12 protein-coding genes and 1 riboswitch are annotated in these 22,080 nt (G+C 75.0%); of the genes, 2 read left to right on the top strand and 10 right to left on the bottom strand.

The features are described from left to right. Nucleotides 1-85: 85 nt before the first annotated feature. From eno to ABT048_RS37795, 3 genes are all read right to left on the bottom strand, one after another. A complete protein-coding gene (gene eno / locus ABT048_RS37805) occupies nucleotides 86-1,372 on the bottom strand; it encodes a phosphopyruvate hydratase (protein WP_350526158.1) in 1,287 nt (428 codons plus the stop codon). A 269-nt stretch (nucleotides 1,373-1,641) separates the two neighbouring features. Further along, nucleotides 1,642-2,445 (bottom strand): transglycosylase family protein, encoded by an 804-nt coding sequence (locus ABT048_RS37800; protein WP_350526157.1) that lies wholly within the window; start codon nucleotides 2,443-2,445, stop codon nucleotides 1,642-1,644. A gap of 5 nt (nucleotides 2,446-2,450) precedes the next feature. Further along, a riboswitch (cyclic di-AMP (ydaO/yuaA leader) is annotated at nucleotides 2,451-2,617 on the bottom strand. Nucleotides 2,618-2,860: 243 nt separating this feature from the next. Next, nucleotides 2,861-4,339: a cytochrome P450 family protein gene (locus tag ABT048_RS37795; RefSeq protein ID WP_350526156.1), complete on the bottom strand. Its 1,479-nt coding sequence runs from the start codon at nucleotides 4,337-4,339 to the stop codon at nucleotides 2,861-2,863. A 266-nt stretch (nucleotides 4,340-4,605) separates the two neighbouring features. Between ABT048_RS37795 and ABT048_RS37790 the strand changes: the two genes are divergently transcribed. Further along, entirely contained in the window at nucleotides 4,606-5,031 is a 426-nt protein-coding gene (locus tag ABT048_RS37790; RefSeq protein ID WP_350526155.1) for an SDR family NAD(P)-dependent oxidoreductase, read from the top strand. Between the two features lie 4 nt (nucleotides 5,032-5,035). Here the strand turns inward: ABT048_RS37790 and ABT048_RS37785 are convergent, their stop codons facing one another. The 4 genes from ABT048_RS37785 to ABT048_RS37770 all read right to left on the bottom strand — a co-directional run bounded on the left by ABT048_RS37785 (nucleotide 5,036) and on the right by ABT048_RS37770 (nucleotide 12,106). After that, entirely contained in the window at nucleotides 5,036-6,064 is a 1,029-nt protein-coding gene (locus ABT048_RS37785) for a nucleoside triphosphate pyrophosphohydrolase (protein ID WP_350526154.1), read from the bottom strand. Nucleotides 6,065-7,237: 1,173 nt separating this feature from the next. Next, nucleotides 7,238-8,926 (bottom strand): serine/threonine-protein kinase, encoded by a 1,689-nt coding sequence (locus ABT048_RS37780; RefSeq protein ID WP_350526153.1) that lies wholly within the window; start codon nucleotides 8,924-8,926, stop codon nucleotides 7,238-7,240. Then, the gene (locus tag ABT048_RS37775) at nucleotides 8,923-9,663 is read right to left on the bottom strand and encodes a hypothetical protein (protein WP_350526152.1); all 741 of its coding nucleotides are present in this window, start codon (nucleotides 9,661-9,663) and stop codon (nucleotides 8,923-8,925) included. Before ABT048_RS37775 ends, ABT048_RS37780 begins: the two co-directional genes overlap by 4 nt. 181 nt (nucleotides 9,664-9,844) lie before the next feature. After that, complete coding sequence (locus tag ABT048_RS37770) at nucleotides 9,845-12,106, bottom strand: N-6 DNA methylase (protein WP_350526151.1); 2,262 nt, start codon at nucleotides 12,104-12,106, stop codon at nucleotides 9,845-9,847. A gap of 208 nt (nucleotides 12,107-12,314) precedes the next feature. On the opposite strand from ABT048_RS37770, the gene ABT048_RS37765 reads away from it, so the two are divergent. Then, nucleotides 12,315-12,953, top strand: coding sequence for a DUF4352 domain-containing protein (locus ABT048_RS37765; protein WP_350526150.1), 639 nt, complete (start codon nucleotides 12,315-12,317; stop codon nucleotides 12,951-12,953). Between the two features lie 126 nt (nucleotides 12,954-13,079). Here the strand turns inward: ABT048_RS37765 and mfd are convergent, their stop codons facing one another. From mfd to ABT048_RS37750, 3 genes are all read right to left on the bottom strand, one after another. Then, on the bottom strand, nucleotides 13,080-16,709 hold the full coding sequence (mfd, locus tag ABT048_RS37760; protein ID WP_350526149.1) for a transcription-repair coupling factor: 3,630 nt from the start codon (nucleotides 16,707-16,709) through the stop codon (nucleotides 13,080-13,082). An 818-nt stretch (nucleotides 16,710-17,527) separates the two neighbouring features. Beyond that, complete coding sequence (locus tag ABT048_RS37755; RefSeq protein ID WP_350526148.1) at nucleotides 17,528-19,069, bottom strand: hypothetical protein; 1,542 nt, start codon at nucleotides 19,067-19,069, stop codon at nucleotides 17,528-17,530. A gap of 265 nt (nucleotides 19,070-19,334) precedes the next feature. Beyond that, nucleotides 19,335-22,037 (bottom strand): SUKH-4 family immunity protein, encoded by a 2,703-nt coding sequence (locus ABT048_RS37750; RefSeq protein ID WP_350526147.1) that lies wholly within the window; start codon nucleotides 22,035-22,037, stop codon nucleotides 19,335-19,337. Nucleotides 22,038-22,080 lie beyond the last annotated feature (43 nt).

Here is a 22,080-nt window from a genome sequence, read left to right as displayed (position 1 = left end):
CCGCCGTCCACCCTACGGGGTGAACGGCGGGGCACCGGTCAGGCTTGCGCTACCGGGAGCGCTCGGCCCTCGTGACCTCGCGGTCTCAGCCCTCGTGCTTGAAGCGCGGGAAGGCGCCGCGGCCGGCGTACTCGGCGGCGTCGTCGAGGATCTCCTCGATGCGCAGCAGCTGGTTGTACTTGGCGACGCGCTCGGAGCGGGCCGGGGCACCGGTCTTGATCTGGCCGCAGTTGGTGGCGACGGCCAGGTCGGCGATGGTGACGTCCTCGGTCTCGCCGGAGCGGTGCGACATCATGCAGCGGTACCCGTTGCGCTGGGCCAGCTCGACGGCGTCCAGGGTCTCGGTCAGCGAGCCGATCTGGTTCACCTTCACCAGCAGCGCGTTGGCGGTGCCGGTCTCGATGCCCTTGCCCAGGCGGGCCGGGTTGGTGACGAACAGGTCGTCGCCGACCAGCTGGACCTTGTCGCCCAGCTTGACGGTCATGGCCTTCCAGCCGTCCCAGTCCGACTCGTCCAGCGGGTCCTCGATGGAGACCAGCGGGTAGGCGGCGACCAGCTCGGCGTAGTACTCGATGAGCTCGGCGGCCGAGAGGGCCTTGCCCTCGAACTGGTAGGCGCCGTCCTGGTAGAACTCGGAGGCGGCGACGTCCAGGGCCAGCGCGACGTCACGGCCGGGCACGTAGCCCGCCTTCTGGATGGCCTCGGTGATCAGGTCCAGGGCCTCGCGGTTGCTGTCCAGGTTCGGCGCGAAGCCGCCCTCGTCGCCCAGGCCGGTGGACAGCCCGCGCTCCTTCAGCACGCCCTTGAGGGTGTGGTAGACCTCGACGCCCCAGCGGACGGCCTCGGAGAAGGACTCCGCGCCGATCGGGGCGATCATGAACTCCTGGATGTCGACGTTGGAGTCCGCGTGCGAGCCGCCGTTGAGGATGTTCATCATCGGGACCGGCAGGACGTGCGCGTTCGGGCCGCCCAGGTAGCGGAACAGCGGCAGGTCGCTGGCCTCGGAGGCGGCGTGCGCGACGGCCAGCGAGACGCCCAGGATGGCGTTGGCGCCGAGCGAGGACTTGTCCGGGGTGGCGTCCAGGTCCAGCATGGCCTGGTCGATCAGGCGCTGCTCGGTGGCGTCGTAGCCGACCAGCTCCGGGCCGATCTGCTCGATGACGGCGAGGACGGCCTTCTCCACGCCCTTGCCGAAGTAGCGGTTCTTGTCGCCGTCGCGCAGCTCCAGGGCCTCGAAGGCACCGGTCGAGGCACCCGACGGGACAGCGGCACGACCCGTGCTGCCGTCGTCGAGGCCGACCTCGACCTCGACCGTGGGGTTGCCGCGGGAGTCGAGGATCTCACGGGCTACGACGACATCGATGGACGGCACGAGGCATCTCCTTGCGGAAGCAGGGTCCCACTGACGGTGGCGCTGTCGGCGGGACGATTGCGGAGTCGTTACGGACCAGAGCCTAACCGCCCGGGCTCTCCAGGCCACGTCGGCCTCGGTCCCGTCTCAGCGTGTGGCCCCGCTACCCACCGGTAGTTCACCTGCTTGTCCCAGCTTGTCCCACCGGAGCGGGCGAATGCGGACGAAGGGGGCCGGCCGGACCGACCCCCCGTCACGCGTGTCGCGGGTGCCGCCAGGGACACGTCGGCTCAGCCGAGGTGCAGCACCTGGCCGGGCAGGATCAGGTCCGGGTCGCCGCCGACGGTGGAGCGGTTCTGCTCGTACAGCGCGTGCCAGCCGCCGGACACGCCCTGGGTGGCGGCGATGGTCGACAGCGTGTCACCGGCGTGGACGGTGTAGTCGTGGCCGGTCTGCGCGGCCGGGGCCGGCTGCGCGGGGCGCGGGGCCGCGTGCTTGGGGACGTACTGCTGCGCCGACTGGTCGACGGGCTTCTCGGCCTGCACGGGGGCGGCGTGCTTCGGGGCCTGCTTCTGGACGGGCTTCGCGGCCGGCTTCTCGGCGGGCTTCTGGACCGGCTTCTCGGCCGGCTTCTGGGCCTGCCGCTTGGGCGTCTGCTGCTGCGGGGCCGACTGCGGCTTGGAGTCCGAGGAGGTGTCGACGGACGCCGGGGCACCGCCCTTGGTCAGGCCGGCCTTGACGGAGCAGACCGGCCAGGCGCCGGGGCCCTGCGAGGCGAGCACCTTCTCGGCGATCGAGATCTGCTGCGCCTTGCTGGCCTGGTTGGCCTGCGCCGCGTACGAGGTGCCGCCGTACGCCTTCCAGGTGCTGGAGGTGAACTGCAGGCCGCCGTAGTAGCCGTTGCCGGTGTTGATGCTCCAGTTGCCGCCGCTCTCGCACTGGGCGACGGCGTCCCAGGTGGAGACCGGGGCGGCGGAGGCGCCGGTGGCGGTGAGGAGCGGCATCGCGAGTCCGACGCCGGCCACACCGGCGACGGCGATGGCCTTCTCGGTCTGGGTGCGACGACGGTGACGGCCGGTTCCAACGAACAGCATGAAGAGGTCCCTCTCCGCACGCCTGCGAGGTGAGCTGTCGGGTTCGGACCGGGAGGTGGCCCGGCCGCCGTAAGCGGAAACGATTCCGCTCGGGCGGCTTCACCCCAAGCCGTGGGGACGGCAACAAACCTGGTTCCCCCGCCCCTGCCCAGGGTTCTGGTCGGTTTCCCGTGACGCGGCGGGCAGGATTCGGCGTTCCGCGCACGAGGTCCGCAGCTGCGAACTCCAGGGAGAGTAGACAGATCTTCAGACCGATCACAAGCTCATATCCCGGATATCACACAGAAATTACGGCACGTGTCCGATCGCCTACCAACGGCGCCACTATGTCGGCATTGATGGGTTTTCACACCCCGCCGGAAGCCCGCCGGGCGACGTTCCGTCAGCACGCCGCCCGGCGTTCCGCCACCTCGCGTCAGTTCGCCGGGGGCGCGGAAGGAGCGTGCGGCGGCGTATGCGGGGAGCGGCTCTCCGGAGTGAATTCGACCGGGAGTTCCCGCAGGCCACGCATGATCAGACCGCCCCGCCAGCGCAGATTCTCCGGGCTTTCCGCGAGCTGCAGATCGGGCAGCCGGGAAAGCAGCGTGGCCAGTGCGGCACGCCCCTCCAAACGGGCCAGCGGAGCACCGATGCAGTAGTGGATGCCGTGCCCGAACCCCAGGTGCGGATTGTCCGTCCGGGCCAGGTCCAGGGTGTTCTCGTCCGCGAACCGGGCCGGATCGCGGTCCGCGGCGGCCAGCACCACCAGCACCGGATCGCCGACCGGGATGTCCACCCCGCCGATGGTCACCGGACGCGTCGCGAACCGCCAGGTCGCCAGCTCCACCGGCCCGTCGTAGCGCAGGAGTTCCTCGATGCCCGTCTCCAGCAGCGCGCTCTCCCCGCGCGCCACCGACTCCTGCAGCAGCCGGCGCTGGCCCGGGTTGCGCAGCAGCGCGTACGTCCCGTTGCCGATCAGGTTCACGGTCGTCTCGAAACCCGCGAAGAGGAGGATGAAGGCCATCGCCGCGGCCTCGTTCTCGGTCAGGTGCTCACCGTGGTCGCTCGCGCGGATCAGGCCCGAGATCAGGTCGTCCCCGAGGTCCGCCCGCTTGCGGTGGATCAGCTCCAGCAGGTACGCCCGCATCCGCTTCACCGCCCGCCCCACGCCGCCGCGTTGGCCGCCGCCGTGCCGGATCATCATCCCGGCCCAGTCGCGGAAGTCGTCCTGGTCCTCGGCCGGCACGCCCAGCATGTCGCAGATCGCGTAGATGGGGAGCGGGAAGGCGAACTCGTGGATCAGGTCCGCCGAGCCGCGCTGCGCGAAGCCGTCGATCAGCCGGTCGGTGAGCTGCTGCACCCGCGGCTCGAACTCGGCCACCCGGCGCGGGGTGAACGCCTTCGACACCAGGCGGCGCAGCCGGGTGTGGTCCGGCGGGTCGATGTTCAGCAGGTGCGTCATCAGGTCCGCCTGCCGCTCCCCCGGAATGCCCACCCGGCCGGTGCGGTGCGCCTGCTCGCTGTGGTGCGCCGGGTTCTTCGACAGCCGGGCGTCCGCGAGCGCCTGCCGGGCGTCCGCGTACCTGGTCACCAGCCAGGCCTCGACACCGCTCGGCAGCTTGGTGCGGTGCACCGGGGCGTGCTCGCGCAGCCAGGCGTAGGCGGGGTACGGATCGGCGGCGAACTCCCAGGTGAACAGCTGCGGAGCGGCGGCCTCGGGCTGCGGCGCGGTGGCCTCGGGCTGCGGAACCTCGCCCTCGGGCTGCGGAGCGGCGGCGTCGGGCTGCGGAGCGGTGGCCTCGGGCTGCGGAGCGGCGGCGTCCGACGGGGTCGCTGCGGGCCGGGCGGGATCTGCGGGCGGGGTGGCGTCGGACGCGGTGGCTGCGGGCCGGGCGGGGTCGGGCTGAGCTGGCATGGGTCGACCGTATCCGCTGGGTGCGCTCCCCCCTCCGCCGACGGCTCGCGACCCCCGTGACAACGGCGTACGACGGGCGCCCCAACACTCCGTGGACGACCCGTGGACGGTCCGTGGACAGCTCTTGGACAGCTCTTGGCCGGACGGCGGGCGTGAGCCTGGTCACCTGAGGGGTAATCCCTGTTGCGGAGGGTCAGGTCGTGCCTACGATCCTCCGCAGTACGCGTGGGCGCCGGTGCGGTGTCGCCCACAGGGAGGAGCAGACCATGCGGGTCAGCGGGTCAGTCGTCGTCATCGCGGTACTCGACGGCGGGTCGGGCGCCGACCTCGCCCGCCGGTTCTCCGCGGCCGGCGCCGCCGGAATGCTGATCGCCGACCAGCACGTCGGCATCGCCGAGGACCTCGCCGCCGAACTCGACCGGCCGGGCTGCCCCGTCGTCGGCGTCTCCGGCGACATCCGCCGCCCCAGCGACGTCGCCGCCCTCGTCGACACCGCGGAGAAGCACCTCGGGCCGATCGACCTGTTCGCCGTCGCCGGCCCGGACGGCGAGCGGATCGTCTCCCTCGCCGAACTGCCCGACCACCTCGACCTGGAACGCCTCGCCGAACTCGTCGTCCTCGTCGGCGAAGCCATCGGCGAACTCGTCCCGCCGCAGCGGCGCCCGGTGGAGAGCACCGCCACGGCGGCCTGAGCGCCTACTCCCCGTCCGGCTTGAGGCCCTCGGCCGCGCGCACCGCGTCCCGGTAACCGCGCGCGGCCGAGCGCAGCGCCGCGTCCACGTCCACCCCGGCGTCGTGCGCCCGCTGCGCCACCGCGAGCAGCAGCCGGCCCGCCGACCCCGCGGTCAGCTCGGCCGGCAACTCGTACGGCTCGTCCGGCACCCCGGAGAAGCCCGACCGGCGCACCCGCGACACCAGCTTCGCCGCGTACGCCAGCGAGGGCAGCCCGGCCGGCACGCCGTCCAGCACCGACTCGCGGTCCGCCTTCTCCGCGGCCTTCAGCTGCTCCCAGTTCGCCTCCACCTCGGCGGCGCCCCCGGCCTCGACGTCCCCGAACACGTGCGGGTGCCGGTACATCAGCTTCTCGACGATGTCCCCCGCCACGTCGTCGATCGAGAAGGCCCCGGTCGGGTGCTCCTCGGCGATCCGGGAGTGGAAGAACACCTGGAGCAGGACGTCCCCCAGCTCCTCGCGCAGCGTGTCGCGGTCCCCCTCCTCGATCGCCTCGACCAGCTCGTACGCCTCCTCGACCAGGTACTTCACCAGGCTCTCGTGCGTCTGCTCGGCGTCCCACGGACAGCCGCCCGGCGAGCGGAGCCGGTCCATCACCGTCACCAGGTCCAGCAGCCGCGCCCCCGGCAGGTCGTACGAACCCGGCAGCACCTCGATCTCCGGCACCTCACCGGCCCGCTCCACCGCGAGCCGCGCGAGCGCGTCCGTCAGCCCCGGATCCCCGTCCGGACTGCCCAGCCACACCGTCGCCCCGGCCCCGGCGGGCTGCTCGGTCAACAACCGCGCCAACGCGGGCGCCGAACCGGGCGCCACCACCTCCACCGCGACCCCGGCCTGCCGGACCGCCGCCACCTGCGGATGCCCCTCGTCCGCCACCAGCACCCGCCCCGCCGCCCGCAACGCCTCCCACGCCGGCCACGCCAGCAACCCGGGGGCCACCCGGTGGGTCGTGGTCAGCAGAATCAACTTGGCACCGGGAACATTCGTCGTCACACCCCGAACCTACCCGCCCACCGCGGCCACCTGCGGCCCTCGCCCCACCCACCCCACCCCTCCCGGCGACCCGGGTAGGCGCGGGGCGACACACCCCGCCCACCGGAGTCGACCAGCCCGACGGTCGAACGGCGGAGCCGGGCCCCTGTGCTCCCCCCTCCATGGCAACGACACCCCGAGGCGGCCCCGCGCAGCCCGACAACGGAACCCAGCCCACCGGACTCCCACACCCAGGCGTACCGCCGGAGCGGCGCAGGCAGCGCCCTACGGGACGCGGCACCCACCGGTCGGAACCGAGACCGCCGGCCACAAGGCGGGCTCGGGGTTGGCAAGGCGTGGAGTCCGGACGACCCCGGTGGACACGATCCGCTCGTGGACGAGAGGTGCCCGGCGGGGTGCGGGCACCGACCACCCTCGCACGAGAAGTCGGCCCCGCCGACTTCCTGCGCACGCTGCGTCCGCCGGAGCTGGCCTCATCCCCCACGCAGCCCCCAGCGGTCTTGAACGCGGGACGGTCGAAGCTGCCCGCAGCGAGAGGCCCCAGCGCCAGAAGTCGGCCCCGCCGACTTCCCCCTCCGGCCAGCCGGCGACGTGGAGCGGGATCGGCGGAGGCAGCGCACGAGCCGGACGACGAAGTCCCCGCACCGCATCAGAGATCGGCCCAGCCGACTTCCCACTTCCGATCAGCGACGCCAGGCGGCAGGAGAGCAGGGAAGAGGCCCATAGGAAGTCGGCCCCGCCGACTTCCCACTCCTGGCCCGCGGTCGCGGGCCAGGAGTGGGGTGAGGGTTGAGGGCGGAGAAGAATCACCCCACCGACCTCCTATGCCCCGCCCGCGAGGGCCACGGGGTGAGGTGGGGGTCGATAGGTGAGCGCGATCGGCAGGGGCTGCGATAAGGCCAGGATGCCGAACCCCATAGGAGCCCACCGGAAGTCGGTCCCACCGACTTCCCACTCCCAGCCCGCGATCGGGCACCAGGGGATGAGGTGGGGGTGGAGAGGTGAGCGGTCCGCGAGGCCGCGAGGGCCAAGACTCCGAGCCCCATAGGGGCGCCACAGGAAGTCGGTCCCGCCGACTTCCCACTCCCGGCCTCGGTCGCAGGCCAAGGGATGCCCCGGTTGCGGTCGCAGACCACGGGGTGAGGGTGGAGGGGGAACCGCCCCGTCGGCGTTTTATGACCGGCCTGTGGGTGGGGACCAGGGGGTGGGGTGGGGGTTGAGGGTGGAGAGGGATTGGCGGAGGCGGCGGACGGCGGGGTGGTGGGGGCCGTCGCGGCGTTCGCGGTCGAGGAGGAGGGGGAGCAGCCACTGCCAGGCGTTCTGTGGGTCGCCGGTGGCCGCGAGGTGGAGGCCGATGCGTTCGCGCAGGTCGTAGGTCCGCTCGGGGTCGGTGTCGAGGCCGGATTCGAGGCGGGCGGTGTGGGCGGTGAGGAGGGCCTGGTACTCGGCGAGGGCTTCGGCGCCGTGGCCGAGGTGTTCGAGGCAGATCGCGGCGCGGTAGCGGTGGTCGAGGCCTTGGGGGCCGTGCGGGCCGCCGTCGGCGGTGGCGGCCAGGCGGCGGTACTCGGGGAGGGCCTGCCGGGAATGGCCCTCGTGGAGGAGGGTGCGGGCGTAGATGGTGCGGATGGTGCGGACCAGGGGTGCGGCGTCACCGAGTTCGGCCTCGGCGCGGGGCAGCAGGCCGGCGGCGAGGTCGAGGACCTCGGTGTGACGGCCGGCGTCGACGAGGTCGGAGAGACGGGCGCACTGGGCACCCAGGTCGGGGAGCGACGGCGGCGGAGTGGCGGGAGCAGGCGGAACCACCGGAGCCGCCGGTACGGACGGTGCGGACAGGACGGGCGGAACGGACGGGACGGGCGTACGCAGGAACGGGCTCGGTTCCGGGCGGACCGGCGGCTCCGGGGCGACGGCGGCGGGTTGCGGTTGGTGCGGGAACCGGTACGGCCGTACGGGGTCGGGCAGCGGCGTGTAGCGGGGCTGCGGGGTGCCCGTGGCCGGGGGCAGCAGCGGGAGCAGCCGCCCGTACACCGTCTGGGCGTCGGCGGGGCGGTCGGCGGGCCGTTTGGCGAGGAGGTCGAGGACCAGCCGCTCCAGTCCGTGCGGCACGTCCGGGCGCAACTCCCGCAGCGGGACGGGCGGTTCGTCGACATGTCGGCGCAGGACGCCGAGCGCGGTGGGCGCCCGGAACGGCTCCTCGCCGGCGAGCATCTCGTGCAGCAGGCAGCCCAAGGCGTAGAGGTCGCTGCGCGGGTCGGTGGTGGCGGCGAGGGCCTGTTCGGGGGCCATGTAGGAGGGGCTGCCGACGGGCACGCCGGTGAGGGTGAGGCGGGTGGCCTCGGTGTCGAGGGCGGTGGCGATGCCGAGGTCGAGCAGGACGGTGCGGCCGTCCTCGCGGACCATGACGTTGCTGGGCTTGAGGTCGCGGTGGACCACCGGGATGGCGTGGACGGCGGCCAGCGCGGTGCAGAGCTGGGCGGCGACGGCCACGGCGCGCTCGATGGGGAAGGGCGCGTCCTCGGCGATGAGGTCGGCCAGGCTGACGCCCGGGATGCGCTGCATGACGAGGTAGAGCTCGCCCTCGTCCTCGCCCGCGTCGAAGACGGTGACCAGTCCGGGGTGGTCGAGCGCCGCCGTGACCCGGCACTCGCGCAGGAACCGGCGGCGCAACTCGTCTCCGTGGCTGCCGCGTTCGCCGCCGGTACGGCCGGTGCCGCCGGGGAGCAGGTGCTCGGGGCGGAGCAGCTTGACCGCGACCGCGCGGTGCAGGCGTTCGTCCCGGCCGGCCCAGACCTGGCCCATGCCGCCGTGGCCGATCTTCTCGGTGAGCCGGTAGCGGTCGGCGATCAGCCGGGTGGTGGTCACGGCTGGTCCTTGCGGGCCTGCCGGCGCAGCAACTCGCCGAGCTCGCGCAGGTCGTGGGCGGTCCCGGGGGCCGGGGTGGCGGGCGCGGAGGGAGCCGGGGGCGCGGTGGGAGCGGCCGGTGCGGGAGCGGCGGCCGGCGCGGGTGCGCCGTACCCGGGCACGGTCGCCGCGTACGGCGGGGCGGGCGGCGAGCCGTACGGCGCGGGGTAGGGCGCAGCGGCCGGTGCCGCGTACGGTGCCGCGTACGGTGCTGCCGCCTGCGGCGCGGGCCGGCCGGACTCCCACACCGCGCGGCGGTCCATCAGCAGGAAGTGCGCCGTGGGCGCCAGCCACAGCACGACCAGGGTGATCTGGCCGGTGGTGTCGGCGGTCGGGTCCTGGAGGCTGCCGGCGATTCCGGCGGAGACCATCAGGGTCAGCAGCAGCGCGCAGAACACCACGGCGCCGACGATGTCGTACGCCCGTCTGCGCCGGACCGCCAGCACCAGCGAGGGGACGACGCCGAGCAGGCCGACCGTCAGCAGCGGGGCCAGCGCGCACGCGACCCGCACGGGCGTCCCGAATCGGCCGGGCACCGGAGCGCGGCCGGCACCCGGCCCCGCGCCCGCCGGCGGAACCGCGCCCGTCACCGGAGCCGCGCCCGGCCCGTACGGCATGCCCGGCCCGTACGGCATGCCCGGCCCGTACGGCGTGCCGCCGGGCGGCGGTCCGAACTGCCCCGGGTACTGCCCTGACATGCGCGCTCCTGAGCTGGTGAGGACCGGTGGCGGTGCGAACGGTCCAGCACACCGTACCGTCCGGCCCGGTCGGCCCGGAGGCCTTCCGTCCGCTCGGTGCCGCATCGGTATCGCGCCGGTACCGCCCCGCTACTGGGCCGCCACCCGGCCGACGGCGGAACGCCGCTGAGCCTGCGTCACCTCAGTCGGTCGGCGGCGCCAGGGTGCCCGTCGCCAGTGCGTCCGTCGCGCCCTGGACCAGGGTGCGTCCGAGGGCGGCGGCCTGGGCGAGAGCGGTGTCGAAGGCGGCGAGGCCGGCGAAGGCGGCGCCGAGCCGCCGCTGGGCGGGGAGCGGGAGGCGGGGCAGCTCGACCCGGCGGATGTCGAGGCGGGCGGTGGTGGTGGCGTGGCTGGCGGCGCGCCGGGTGCCGGCGGTGGAACGGAAGTGGCCGGCCAGGAACTCGGGGTCGAGGGCGCCCGGGTCGGGCCGCAGCAGGTGGAGTTGACGTCCGAGGGCGGCGCCGACCAGCGGGCCCTCGGCGGGGACGACGCGGGCGGTGCCGCCGCCGAGGGCGGGGACGAGGACGTCGCCGGGCCGGGTGCGGACGTCCCCGGCGGGGCCGGTTCCGGTGGCGAGGACGGCGCTGGGCGCGGCGCCGGTGGCGAGGTCCTGATCGGTGACGACCAGGGTGCCGCCCGCTGCCTCACCGGCCGCTCCCGTACGGCCCGTGCCCGCCCCCGCCGAGCCGGTGCCGGTGCCGGTGCCGGTGCCGGTCCCGGTCCCGGTCCCGGAGGAGTACACCTCCAACGCACCGCTGCGGACCAGTTCGCCGACGGTGACCACGCCGACGGACCCGGCGCCGGATTCGGCCCCCGCCACGAAGGCCGGAGCGACCCCCGCCACGACGCCCGCTTGCCCACCCGGCTGCGGCAGCAGCGCGACCGGGTCGGCCAGGCCGGCCAGGAGCTCGGCCAACCGGCCGGCGACGTGGGAGAGTTCGGCCGCGCCGCCGAGCGGGGCGGCGGGCGGGACGTGCCGGGCCGGGGAGAGGTCGGTCTCGTCGTCGAGCAGGTCGATGGCGGCCACGGCCCGGTGGACGCCGGGGCGGTCGGCCGGGACCGGCAGGCCCTCACGGGCTGCCAGGTCGAAGCTGCGCCAGGCGCCCAGGACGGTGCGGCGCAGCTCGGGCCAGTCGACCTTGTCCCGCCCGCCCTCGGCGGCGGGCGCCGCCGCGGCCCCGCCGGCGAGCGCCGCCTTGGTGGAGTGCGCCGCCCCGGCGTCGAGCAGCAGCACCTGGCGGAAGTCGTCCCCCGGCCGGGGCGCGCGCAGCACCCACAGGTGCAGCGGGACGCCGTACGGCGGGGCGGCGCCGGCGGGCAGCGCGATGACGGCGCGCAGCGCGCCGGAGCGGAGCAGTTCGGCGCGGACGCGGCGGCCGGAGCGGCGGGTGGCGACGGTCGGCGGCAGCAGGAGCGCGGCCAGACCGCCGGGGCGGGTGTGGGCGAGGCAGTGCAGCACCCAGGCGAGTTCGGACTCGCCGCGCGGCGGCACGAGCCCGCCGGGCCAGCGGGCGTCGAACTGCAACTCGTCGTGGCCCCAGTCGCGTTCGTTGTACGGGGGCTGGCAGAGCACGGCCTCGAAGGTGTCGCCGGGGTAGCCGTCGGCCCGCAGGGCGTCGCCGGTGCGCAGTTCCAGCGGGAGCGGGCCGGGTTCGTCGCCGGGGGTGTGCAGGGCGAGCCGGAGCCGGGTGAGGGCCGCGGCGACCGGGTCGGCGTCCTGGCCGTAGCGGGCGGTGGTCGGCGGGTGTGCGAGCAGGACGGCGCCGAGGCCGACGGCCGGGTCGAGCACGGTGGCGGGGACGCCGGCGACGGCGGCGAGCAGTTCGGCGGCCTCCGGCGGGGTGGGGCTGAGCTGCCGGGTGTTGGCTTCGGCGTGACGGGTGAGCAGCTGCTCGTACGCGCCGGCCGGGCCGGCGTCGGCGGCGAGCGCGGCGAGCCGTCGGGCGAGGTCCAGTTGGGTGCTGCCGAGCAGGCCGGGGAGGCCCAGGAGGCGGGCGCCCGCCGGGCCGAAGGTGTGAACGGAGGTGTCGGCCACAGCCCGGGGCAGCGCGAGGGCGAGCCGGGTGTCGGGCTGGTCGGCGAGCTCGACCCAGCGCGCGGGCGCCCGGTGCAGCAGCAGGAGCAGTGCGCCCGCCTCGACCAGCGGGGCGGCGGGGTGGCCGGCCGGGTCGCGGAGGGTGTCGACGAGCTGCCACACCTGCTCCAGCAGCGGGAGTTCGGCGATCTTGCCCTGGGCTCGCAGCCAGGAGTCCACGTCGGCGAGCGCGAAGGTCGGGCTGGCGTCGGTGCCGCCGACCGGGCGGGGGAAGTCGGGGTGGCGCCTCCGCCAGTTGCTGACCGCGGCCCGGCCGACGCCGGCCAGCCGGGCGATCTCGACGGCGGTGACTTCGGGGCGGTCCGGCACGGGGGCCTCCTTCGGTGGGGGCTGTGGCCACACAGCGGGGCTCTGTGACCACACAGCATAGCGATGCGCCTCACGATCAGAGTTCACATGTGAACAGAGGTCTTTCGCGAATCATCGTTGACAGGGTTCACAGCCGAGTGGTGGGATTTCTCCGTCGCCACCGACCGGGGGCGACACGGGGAAGACCACCGATCACCGGGAGACACCCATGTCCACGACCGCCCGCCGCACCGCCGTCCGCCGCTCCACCACCCGCCGCGCCGCCGCTCTGCTGCTGGGCGCCGCACTGGTGACGCTCTCCGCGACGGCGTGCAACTCCACCGGCGGCTCCTCCGTCTCGACCGAGGCGAAGCAGACCGCAGCCGCCCCCGCCGCCGGCACCGACGTCGCGAAGCCGGCCGAGAGCAAGCCGGCCGACACCGCCAAGGCCCCCGCCAAGGTCGGCGACACCATCGCGCTCAAGGGCAACGACCCGGCCGACACCGCCGACGTGACGCTGGTGAAGGTGGTCGACAACGCCGAGGGGGCGGACGAGTTCACCCACCCGGCCGACGGCAAGCGCTTCGTGGCGATCCAGTTCCGGATCAAGGCGAGCGGCAAGAAGGCCTACAGCGACGCGCCGGGCAACAGCGCCAAGGTGGTGGACGCCCAGGGCCAGGCCTTCGGCACGACGATCGCGGACACCAAGGCCGGCCCGAGCTTCCAGGTCCCCGCGAACATCGCCCCCGGTGAGAGCGCCCTCGGCTTCGTCACCTTCGAGGTGCCGAAGGACGCCAAGCTCGACAAGGCCCAGTTCGGCCTGGACAGCGGCTTCGCCCCGCAGACCGGCCAGTGGAAGCTCGGCTGACGGCCCTGTTCACAGCCGTCGGAGCCGCACAGCCGTCGGAGCCGCACAGCCGTCGGGGCCGCAGAACGCGCAACGGCGGCCCCGGGCCGAAGCCCGAGACCGCCGTGGACACCCCTGGGGGCGGTGCTACTTCTTCGCCCCCGCCAGATCGTCGAACATGGCCGACAGGAACTCCCGGCACCAGCCCAGCAGTTCCCGGCCGACCAGCGGCTTGCCGCCGATCCGCCCGGTGCTCGGCCGGGGCACCAGGAGCTGCTGGGCCGCCGCCTTGACCTGGCTGCGCGGGTAGAGCCGGTTCAGCCGCAGCTGCTGGGACTCCCGCAGCTCCACCGGCCCGAAGCGGACGTTGGAGCCCTGCAGGGTGATGTCCGAGATGCCGCACCGCCGGGCGTACAGCCGCAGCGCCGCGACCAGCAGCAGGTTCTCCACCGGCTCGGGCAGCTTGCCGTAGCGGTCCACGAGTTCGTCCCGGACCTGCTTGATGTCGTCCTCGGAGTTGACCGCCGCGATCGAGCGGTACGCCTGCAGCCGCAGCCGCTCGCCGGGCGCGTAGTCGTGCGGCACGTGCGCGTCGACCGGCAGCTCGATCTTCACCTCCAGCGGCTCCTCCTCCGGCTCGCCGCCACTCGCCAGCGACTCGCGGAACTCGGCCACCGCCTCCCCGACCATCCGCATGTAGAGGTCGAAGCCGACGCCCGCGATGTGCCCGGACTGCTCGCCGCCGAGCAGGTTCCCGGCGCCGCGGATCTCCAGGTCCTTCATCGCGACGTACATGCCGGCGCCCATCTCGGTGTGCTGGGCGATGGTGGCCAGGCGCTCGTGCGCGGTCTCGGTGAGCGGCTTCTCCGGCGGGTACAGCATGTACGCGTAGCCGCGCTCGCGACCGCGCCCCACCCGGCCGCGCAGCTGGTGCAGCTGGGAGAGGCCGAAGGTGTCGCCGCGCTCGACGATCAGGGTGTTGGCGTTGGAGATGTCGATGCCGGACTCCACGATCGTGGTCGACACCAGGACGTCGAACTCCTTCTCCCAGAAGTCGACGACGACCTTCTCCAGCGCGGTCTCCCCCATCTGTCCGTGCGCGGTGGCGATCCGCGCCTCGGGCACCAGGTCCTTCAGCCGGGCGGCCGCCTTGTCGATCGACTCCACCCGGTTGTGGATGTAGAACACCTGGCCCTCGCGCAGGAGTTCACGCCGGATCGCGGCCGAGATCTGCTTCTCGTCGTACGGCCCGACGAAGGTCAGCACCGGGTGCCGCTCCTCCGGCGGGGTGGTGATGGTGGACATCTCGCGGATGCCGGTGACCGCCATCTCCAGGGTGCGCGGGATCGGGGTCGCGGACATGGTGAGCACGTCCACGTTGGCCCGCAGCTTCTTCAGCTGCTCCTTGTGCTCGACGCCGAAGCGCTGCTCCTCGTCGACGATGACCAGGCCGAGGTCCTTGAACCTGGTCTCGGAGGAGAACAGCCGGTGGGTGCCGATGACGACGTCCACCGAGCCCTCGAACAGCCCCTCCAGCACGGCCTTGGCCTCGCTGTCGGTCTGGAAGCGGGACAGCGCCTTCACCGTCACCGGGAAGTTGGCGTACCGCTCGGCGAAGGTCGAGAAGTGCTGCTGCACCAGCAGCGTGGTCGGCACCAGCACCGCCACCTGCTTGCCGTCCTGGACCGCCTTGAACGCGGCCCGCACGGCGATCTCGGTCTTGCCGTAGCCGACGTCGCCGCAGATCAGCCGGTCCATCGGGACGGACTTCTCCATGTCGGACTTGACCTCGGCGATGGTGGTCAGCTGGTCCGGGGTCTCCGCGTACGGGAACGCGTCCTCCAGCTCCCGCTGCCACGGGGTGTCCGGGCCGAAGGTGTGGCCGGGGGCGGCCATCCGCGCCGAGTACAGCTTGATCAGGTCGGCGGCGATCTCCTTGACCGCCTTCTTGGCCCGCTGCTTGGTCTTCGCCCAGTCCGCGCCGCCGAGCCGGTGCAGCGTCGGGGCCTCGCCGCCTACGTACTTGGTGACCTGGTCGAGCTGGTCGGTCGGCACGAACAACCGGTCGCCGGGGTGGCCGCGCTTGGCCGGGGCGTACTCCAGCACCAGGTACTCGCGGGTGGCGCCCTGGACGGTGCGCTGCACCATCTCGACGTACTTGCCGACGCCGTGCGCCTCGTGGACGACGTAGTCGCCGGCGGCGAGCGCCAGCGGGTCGATCGCGTTGCGGCGGCGCGAGGGCATCCGGCGCATGTCCTTGGTGGAGGACTTCTGGCCGGACAGGTCGGTCTCGGTGATGACGGTGAGCTTCAGCTCCTCGTCCACGAAGCCGTGTTCGATCGAGCCGCAGGACACGTGGACGACGTCCCGGGTGGGCGCCTCGGCGAGGTCGGCGACCAGCCGGGCCGGGATGCCCTCGTTGCCCAGCACCTCGGCGAGGCGGGAGGCGGGCCCGTGCCCCTCGGTCACCATGACGACCCGCCAGTCGGAGGCCAGTCGCTCCTTGGCGTCGGCGATCGCCCGCGCGGTGTCGCCCCGGTAGGCCTCGACGGCGTGCATGCCGAGGGTCAGCGTGTTGGCGTCGAACTCCAGGATGCCGTCGACGGCCGACTCGCTGGTCGCGAACGGGCTGACGGACCACCAGGGCAGCCCGATCTCGGCGGCGTGCTCGCGCACCTCGGCGAGCGAGCGCAGCGAGGCGGCGGAGACGTCGATCGCCTCCAGGTCGATCGGCCGGTCCCCGCCGGCCGCGGCCGCGACCCAGGAGGCGTGCAGGAACTCCTGGCTGGTCGCCACCAGGTCGGCGGCCCGGGTGCGGACCCGCTCGGGGTCGCAGACCACCGCGACCGAGCCGAGCGGCAGCACGTCGACCAGCAGCTCCATGTCGTCCACCAGCACCGGCGCCAGCGACTCCATGCCCTCGACCGCGATGCCCTCGGCGATCTTGTCCAGGATCTCGGCCAGTCCGGGGTGCTCGGCGGACAGCTCGGCGGCCCGCGCCCGCACCTCGTCGGTGAGCAGCAGCTCACGGCAGGGCGGCGCCCACAGGCCGTGCTCGGCGATCTCCAGCGAGCGCTGGTCGGCGACCTTGAAGTACCGGATCTCCTCGACCTCGTCGCCCCAGAACTCCACCCGCAGGGGGTGTTCCTCGGTCGGCGGGAAGACGTCCAGGATGCCGCCGCGGACGGCGAACTCACCGCGCTTCTCGACCAGTTCGACCCGGGCGTAGGCGGCTGCGGCGAGCCGGCGGGCCACCTCCTCCAGGTCGTGCGACTCCCCCCGCCGGACGGCCACCGGCTCCAGCTCGGCCAGGCCCTTGACCTGCGGCTGCAGGACCGAGCGGACCGGGGCGACGATCACCTGCACCGGCCCGGCCGCCGGGTCGTCCGCCCGCGGGTGGACGATGCGGCGCAGCACGGCCAGCCGGCGGCCCACGGTGTCCGAGCGGGGCGACAGCCGCTCGTGCGGCAGCGTCTCCCAGGCGGGGAACTCGGCGACCGCGTCGGCGGGCAGCAGCGAACGCAGCGAGGCGGCCAGGTCCTCGGCCTCCCGGCCGGTGGCGGTGACGGCGAGCACCGGACGGCCCCGGTCCCCGGCGGCCTGCCCGGCGAGCGCCCGGGCCAGTGCGGCGATGGCGAACGGCCGGGCGGCGGGCGGTCCGACCAGGTCCAGGTGGCGGCGTCCGCCGGCCGCGGCTCCGGTGGCGGTGGCCGCCTCGATCGCCTCGGCGAGCGCCGCGTCCCGCGCGACGACATCGAGCAGTCCGGTCAGGCTCATCTGGGGTCTCTTCTTCGTCCCGTGGCTGGAGCTGCCCCCGGGCGACGAGGGCCCGCCAGGGCAACACGAACGACCCGGCACGCCGAGCGGCCGGGGGTCTCCAGACTACGCCGCGGCAGGGACACGCACGCGGCGTACCGCCCCGGCGGGGCCGGGCGGGGACGAACCGCCGCCCGACCCCCTTCCTCCGGCCCGGGCGCCGCCCTCCTCCGACCGGCCGCGGCCCACCCCCGGCGGGAGCGCGTCCGGGGACGAACCACTGGACGGAACACCGGCCGGAACGCCGGACCGGCGGGTGGACGAACCAGCCGGACACCGCGCCCCACCGGCCACGGCCATCCGCCACGAACTGGACATACTCCGGTCACTGGCCGTCCATGGAGATCGCGCACCATGGTGAACGTGCCCGCCGCACCCAACCGTGGGGGATGGCTGTGGCGGCACTGTCGCACCCCCGATGGGGGTCGGAGGTGCGAGGCCGGGCGACCCTGGGTGGGGGCGCCCGCCCAAGCGCCGGGAACCGTGGCGCCCTTTCCTGGAGGGCGCCACGGGTCTCGGCCTACTTCGTTTCCCCGGCCGGCGCGTGGCCGCCGCACCGGACGGCCACCACTGTGGGCCACCGATGCCAGCCACCGATGCCGGCCACCGTTGCGGGCCGCCACTGCCGATCACCGATGCGGGCCGACCGCACGGCGGAGGCCCCGACCGCCCGGCAGGAGGCGGTCAGGGCCCGGGACGGGACACTCACCCGGCCGCTCGCGGGCGGGGCGAGCCGGACGGCACCGTGGCGCGCAGCCGCCGGAGGACCCGGCGTACCGTCAACGGCGCCGGTAGCTCACGGTGTTGGGGGTCGCGTAGCCGCTGCCGTCGTCGACGATGATGATCTTCGGGACGATCCGGGTCTCCTCCTCCGGCTGCCACGGGGCACCGGCTCCGACCTTCCCTTCCGTACCGCCGTCCCCGTCGACCGCCGCGTCAGCCGTCGCTTCGGACGGCGAGGCGGACGGCGCTTCGGACGGCGATGCGGCCTGCGGGGACGGCGGCGACGCGGGCTTCGGCGGGACGGCGGCCGGAGTGACCGGACCGGTCACCACGGCCTCGGCGGGCGCCTTGACGGCGCCCCCGCCGACGACCGGCGAGCGCAGCGCCGTCGTCGCCTTCTCCGCCGCCGTGCCCGTGCCCGCACCCACGGCCCGCAGGGCGGTCGGCGCCTGCCCGGAGGTCGAGGCCTTCCGCAGGTTCGTCACCGGGATCTCCCCGGTGTCCGCCTCCGAGTCCACCGACCCGGCACCGGCGACCGCGTCCGTCGGAGCCGGAGCCGGAGCGGAGTCCGGTGCCGACGCCGGAGCGGACGCCGACCCCGGAGCGGACGCCGGTGCCGACGCCGGCTCCGGTGCCGGGGCCACAGCCGGGACAGGAGTCGCGGGCGCCGCAGGCCCCGCGGGAGCCGCCGCAGCGGCGGCCACCGCCTCGGGCTCGATCTGGCCGACCGCCGCCCCGGTGAGCGAGGCCAGCGTGGCCTTGATGTGGTCCAGGTGCTGCTGCACCGTGTCCAGCCGGGTGTCGAACTCGCGCTGCTCGCGCTCGCTCGCCGCGTTGATCTTCTCGGCCTCCCGGCGGGCCTGCTCGATCAGCTGGTCGGCCTTGGCCTGGGCGTCCGTCTCCTGCTGCTTGATCCGGTTCAGCACGGTCTCCCGGTGCTGCTCCGCCTCCTTGACCCGGCGCTCGGCGGTCGAGGAGACCTCCGCCTCCTCGGCGTCGGCCTCGGCCTGGGCGGCGGCGAAGGTCTCGTCGGCCTTGCGGCGCCGGGCGGCCAGCTCGGCCTCGGCCTGCTCGCTGGCCTCGGCGGCGGCGACCCGCACCTTGGCGGCGTAGGCGGTGGCGGAGTCCCGGGCGGCGCGGCTCTCCCGGTCGGACTCCGAGCGGATGCCCTCGGCCTCGGCGCGGGTGCGCTCGTCGGTGCGGCGGGCGGCCGCGTCGGCCTCGGTGCGGGTGGTGGTGGCGTACTCCTTGGCCTCCCGGTCGAGCGTCTGCCCGGCCTCGTAGACCTCGTCGCGCAGGTCCTCGGCGAAGCGCTCCGCCTTCTCCCGGACGGCGCGCGCCTCGTTCCCGGCCATCACGGCCAGTCCGGCGGCCTGCTCGCTGAGCACCTGGTAGTCGGGCTCCGGAGCCTCCTCGGCGGTCCGGCGGATGTCCTCCAGCCGGGCCTCCATCTGCCGGATCCCGGCACCCAGGACGCTGAGCCGTTCCCACGCCTCGTCGCGCTGCGCGGTGAGCGCGACGAGCGCTCGCTCGACCTGCTCGGGCGCGTAGCCGCGCCGTGCCTGGGTGAAGCCGTACTGGGGGACGGCGTCGCTCATGGGCTCTTCCCCTCGTTCGCGGGCTGCGGAGCCCATGATCGGACGGAACGGCCGGATCCGGAACCGGTTCGGTGCCCGGGGCCGGATTCGGTCGTCGTGCGGACCGGAATACGTCGAGGACCGGACGAATAGATCCATCCTCTTGACCTATTTTGCGCAGATCCGGGCGAAACCCCAACGAGGCACAGCCACGGCGGCACGCCGGAGGGGCCGTCCCGGACACCGGAACGACCCCTCCCCACCTGCGAGGATCCTCGACGGTCCGCTACAGCAGACCGTCCCAGAACTGCTCCAGCAGCACGGCCCACCACGTGTCCGCGTTCTGCAGGGCCGCCGGGTCGATCGCGGCGAGCTGGGCCTGGAAGTCGGTCGTCCAGCGACCGGCCTGGTCCGGCGTCAGCCCGTACCGCAGCCGCCACATCCGGCCCAGCAGGGCCAGCGCGCGGACGAACTCCGGTACACCGCTGTTGACGAACCGGGGCGGCTGGCCGGTTCCATCGACGTCCACCGCGACCACGTTCGCCGTGCCGTACTGGACGCAGAGCTGGCGGCCGTAGTCGTTGCCGAGCACCAGGTAGCCGCCGAAGTCCGGGCCCCCGGCCAGGCCGCGCTCGGCGGCCAGCTCGGCGAGCGTCGGGATCGGACGGCCCTCCTGCGCCTGCGCCCAGAAGAACGGCCCGAAGTCGCGCGGCAGCCCGGCCCACATCAGGCTCTGGGACACCGGCTCGGGCACGCCCTGACGGGAGACGGCCCGCTGCTCGTAGCGGAACACGTTCTGCCCGAAGGCGGCGCCGACCTCCTGGGCCAGCTGCTGCGGCGGGAGCGGCGGCAGCGCCTGGACCGTCCCGGGCGCGGGCGGCGGCACCCGGAACGGGCGGACCCGCTGGGCACCGGAAGCCAGCTGGTGCAGCTCGTCCAGGTGGTCGAGCAGCTCGGCCATCCCCGCCTGCCGGGACGCGTGGTCGCGGCCGTACGGGGCGGTGTGGGTGAGCCGGACGTTCGGCCAGGACGCGGCGATCATGCGGTTGCAGTACCCGCCGGGCAGGTCGCACGACTCCAGCTCGGTGTAGAGCTCCAGCACCTGCTCCGGCGGCACGTTGAGCCGGCGCAGGTCCTGCAGGATCTTCCACTCCGGGTGCGGGGTGCCGGGCTCGCTGCGGTGCAGCAGCTTCTGCTCCGAACCGTCCGGGCCCCGGTAGCTGAGCGCGGCGAAGTAGCCCGGGCCGACGGCGGGCACCCCGGGGGGCACCGGCGCGGCCTGCGGCGAGCCGGTCACCGCCGCCGGGGGGACGACCCCGGCGGCGCCGCCCGCGTTCGGGTAGCCGTAGCCGGCCGCGGGCGTGGCCGGGGCCGCCGGACCGCCGGGCGGCGGCGGGACGGCGGGGCCGCCGGACGGCGGGGTGCCCGGGTCCGCCGGGCCTGCGCCCAGCAGGGCGGGGTCGATCGCGCTCGCCAGCTGGGTCGCCTCGTACGCCACCCCGGCCGAGGGCGTGCCACTGGCCGGAGTGCCCTGGGGCGCCGGGGCACCGCCGCGCAGCCCCGCCGGGGGCGGGGGCGGCGGGGCGGAACCGGCCCCGCGACCGCCGGGGGCGCCGGCGGGCGTGCCGGAGCCCGCGGTGTGCTTCAGCCCGGCGGGCGGGGGCGGCGGCGGGGCGGAGCCGCCGCTGCGGCCCAGTGCACCGGGGGCGGCGCCCGCACCGGGCGAACCGGCGGGGCCACCGCGCAGCGCGGCCGGCGGGGGCGGCGGCGGGGCCGAGCCCGGCGCGCGGCCGAGCCCGCCCTGCGGCGCGCCGGCGGCGGGCGTCCCGGTGGGCGGGGTGCCCGGGGCGCCGGGCAGGCCGGCGAGGCCGGGGGCTCCCCCGGGCGGGGCCAGCATCGTCGGCGCCTGCTCCACCGGGGCGCCGGGCGGGGTCGCCGGCGCACCGGGCAGGCCCATCAGCCCGGGCATGGCGTCCGGCGGCGCGAGCAGCGTCGGCGCCGGTTCGGCAGCCGGGGCCGGGGCGGGTGCCTGGGTCGGCGGTGCGGCCGGGGGCTGGGCCGCCGGCGGCTGGGCGCCGGACGGCGGGACCGGAGGCATGCCGTAGCCGCCGCTCGCCGGCGGCATCAGCATGGTCGCGGCCTCGGCACCCGGCGCGGGCGCGTCGGGCAGGTCCGAGCCGGTGGTCCGCAGTCCGTCGGGCATCAGGACGGTCGCGGCCTCGGCACCGGCCGGAGGCGCGGGCGGTCCGGCGGGCGGTCCGGCCGGAGCGGCGGTCGGCGGGACGGGCATGGCGGCCTGCGGCTGCGGCGCGGCGCCCGGCCCGTCGAAGCCCGGCGGCGGGGCGAGCATGGTCGGCGCGTCCCCGGCGGGCCGGTCGGAGACCGGCGGCTCGGTCAGGACGGCGGGCGCGGGCGGCACCGGCGGAGCGAACGGCTCCTCGACCGGCACCGGAGCGGGCGCAGGCGTCGGCGCAGGCGCAGGCGCAGGCGCAGGCGCGGCAGCGGCAGTGGGCGCAGGCGCGCCGGCCTGCGGGGCGGCCGGACCGCCCGCCAGCCGCTCCGCCTCCGCCGCGATCGCCGCGGCCCCCGCCTCCTGCAGCCACTGCGGCGGGCTGAGCAGGAAGGACGTCGCCTCCACCGGCCCGGGCGCGGGCTTCGCCGCCCCCGCCGGGTTGGCCGCGACCGGCCGCCCGTAGACCTCCTCGTACTGCCGGACCACCTCGTTGACGGGCAGCGCCGGCCAGAGCGTGCTGGCGCCCGTGTCCCGGGCGATCACCAGCCGCGCCTCGCCCGAGCCACCGCCCGGAGCGACCGAGCCGTCCGGCCCCACGGCCCCGGCCGCGTTCCCGGTGCCGTCCCCGGGCGGCATCGCCCAGCAGACGAAGCCCAGGTCGAACTCCCGGACCCGCACCTCACGCTGTTGCGAGCGCGGCACCCCGCCGTTGATCCACTCCTCGGCGAGCTCCTGCGCCTGCGCGTACGTCACCACGCCCGGTTCACCCCTGTCCGCATCCTCGTCGTCCCCCGTTCCA

Origin of the sequence: Kitasatospora sp. NPDC096140, assembly GCF_040303045.1 — a bacterium.
Lineage (GTDB): Bacteria > Actinomycetota > Actinomycetes > Streptomycetales > Streptomycetaceae > Kitasatospora.
Note: the sequence above shows the minus strand (reverse complement) of the source record. Positions and strands in the feature narration are given on the sequence as shown.

Bases quoted from the DNA above. Each gene is read 5' to 3' on its own strand.
- ABT048_RS37800 (WP_350526157.1), bottom strand. From the start codon at position 2,445: ATGCTGTTCGTTGGAACCGGCCGTCACCGTCGTCGCACCCAGACCGAG.
- ABT048_RS37795 (WP_350526156.1), bottom strand. From the start codon at position 4,339: ATGCCAGCTCAGCCCGACCCCGCCCGGCCCGCAGCCACCGCGTCCGAC.
- ABT048_RS37790 (WP_350526155.1), top strand. From the start codon at position 4,606: ATGCGGGTCAGCGGGTCAGTCGTCGTCATCGCGGTACTCGACGGCGGG.
- ABT048_RS37775 (WP_350526152.1), bottom strand. From the start codon at position 9,663: ATGTCAGGGCAGTACCCGGGGCAGTTCGGACCGCCGCCCGGCGGCACG.
- ABT048_RS37765 (WP_350526150.1), top strand. From the start codon at position 12,315: ATGTCCACGACCGCCCGCCGCACCGCCGTCCGCCGCTCCACCACCCGC.
- mfd (WP_350526149.1), bottom strand. From the start codon at position 16,709: ATGAGCCTGACCGGACTGCTCGATGTCGTCGCGCGGGACGCGGCGCTC.
- ABT048_RS37755 (WP_350526148.1), bottom strand. From the start codon at position 19,069: ATGAGCGACGCCGTCCCCCAGTACGGCTTCACCCAGGCACGGCGCGGC.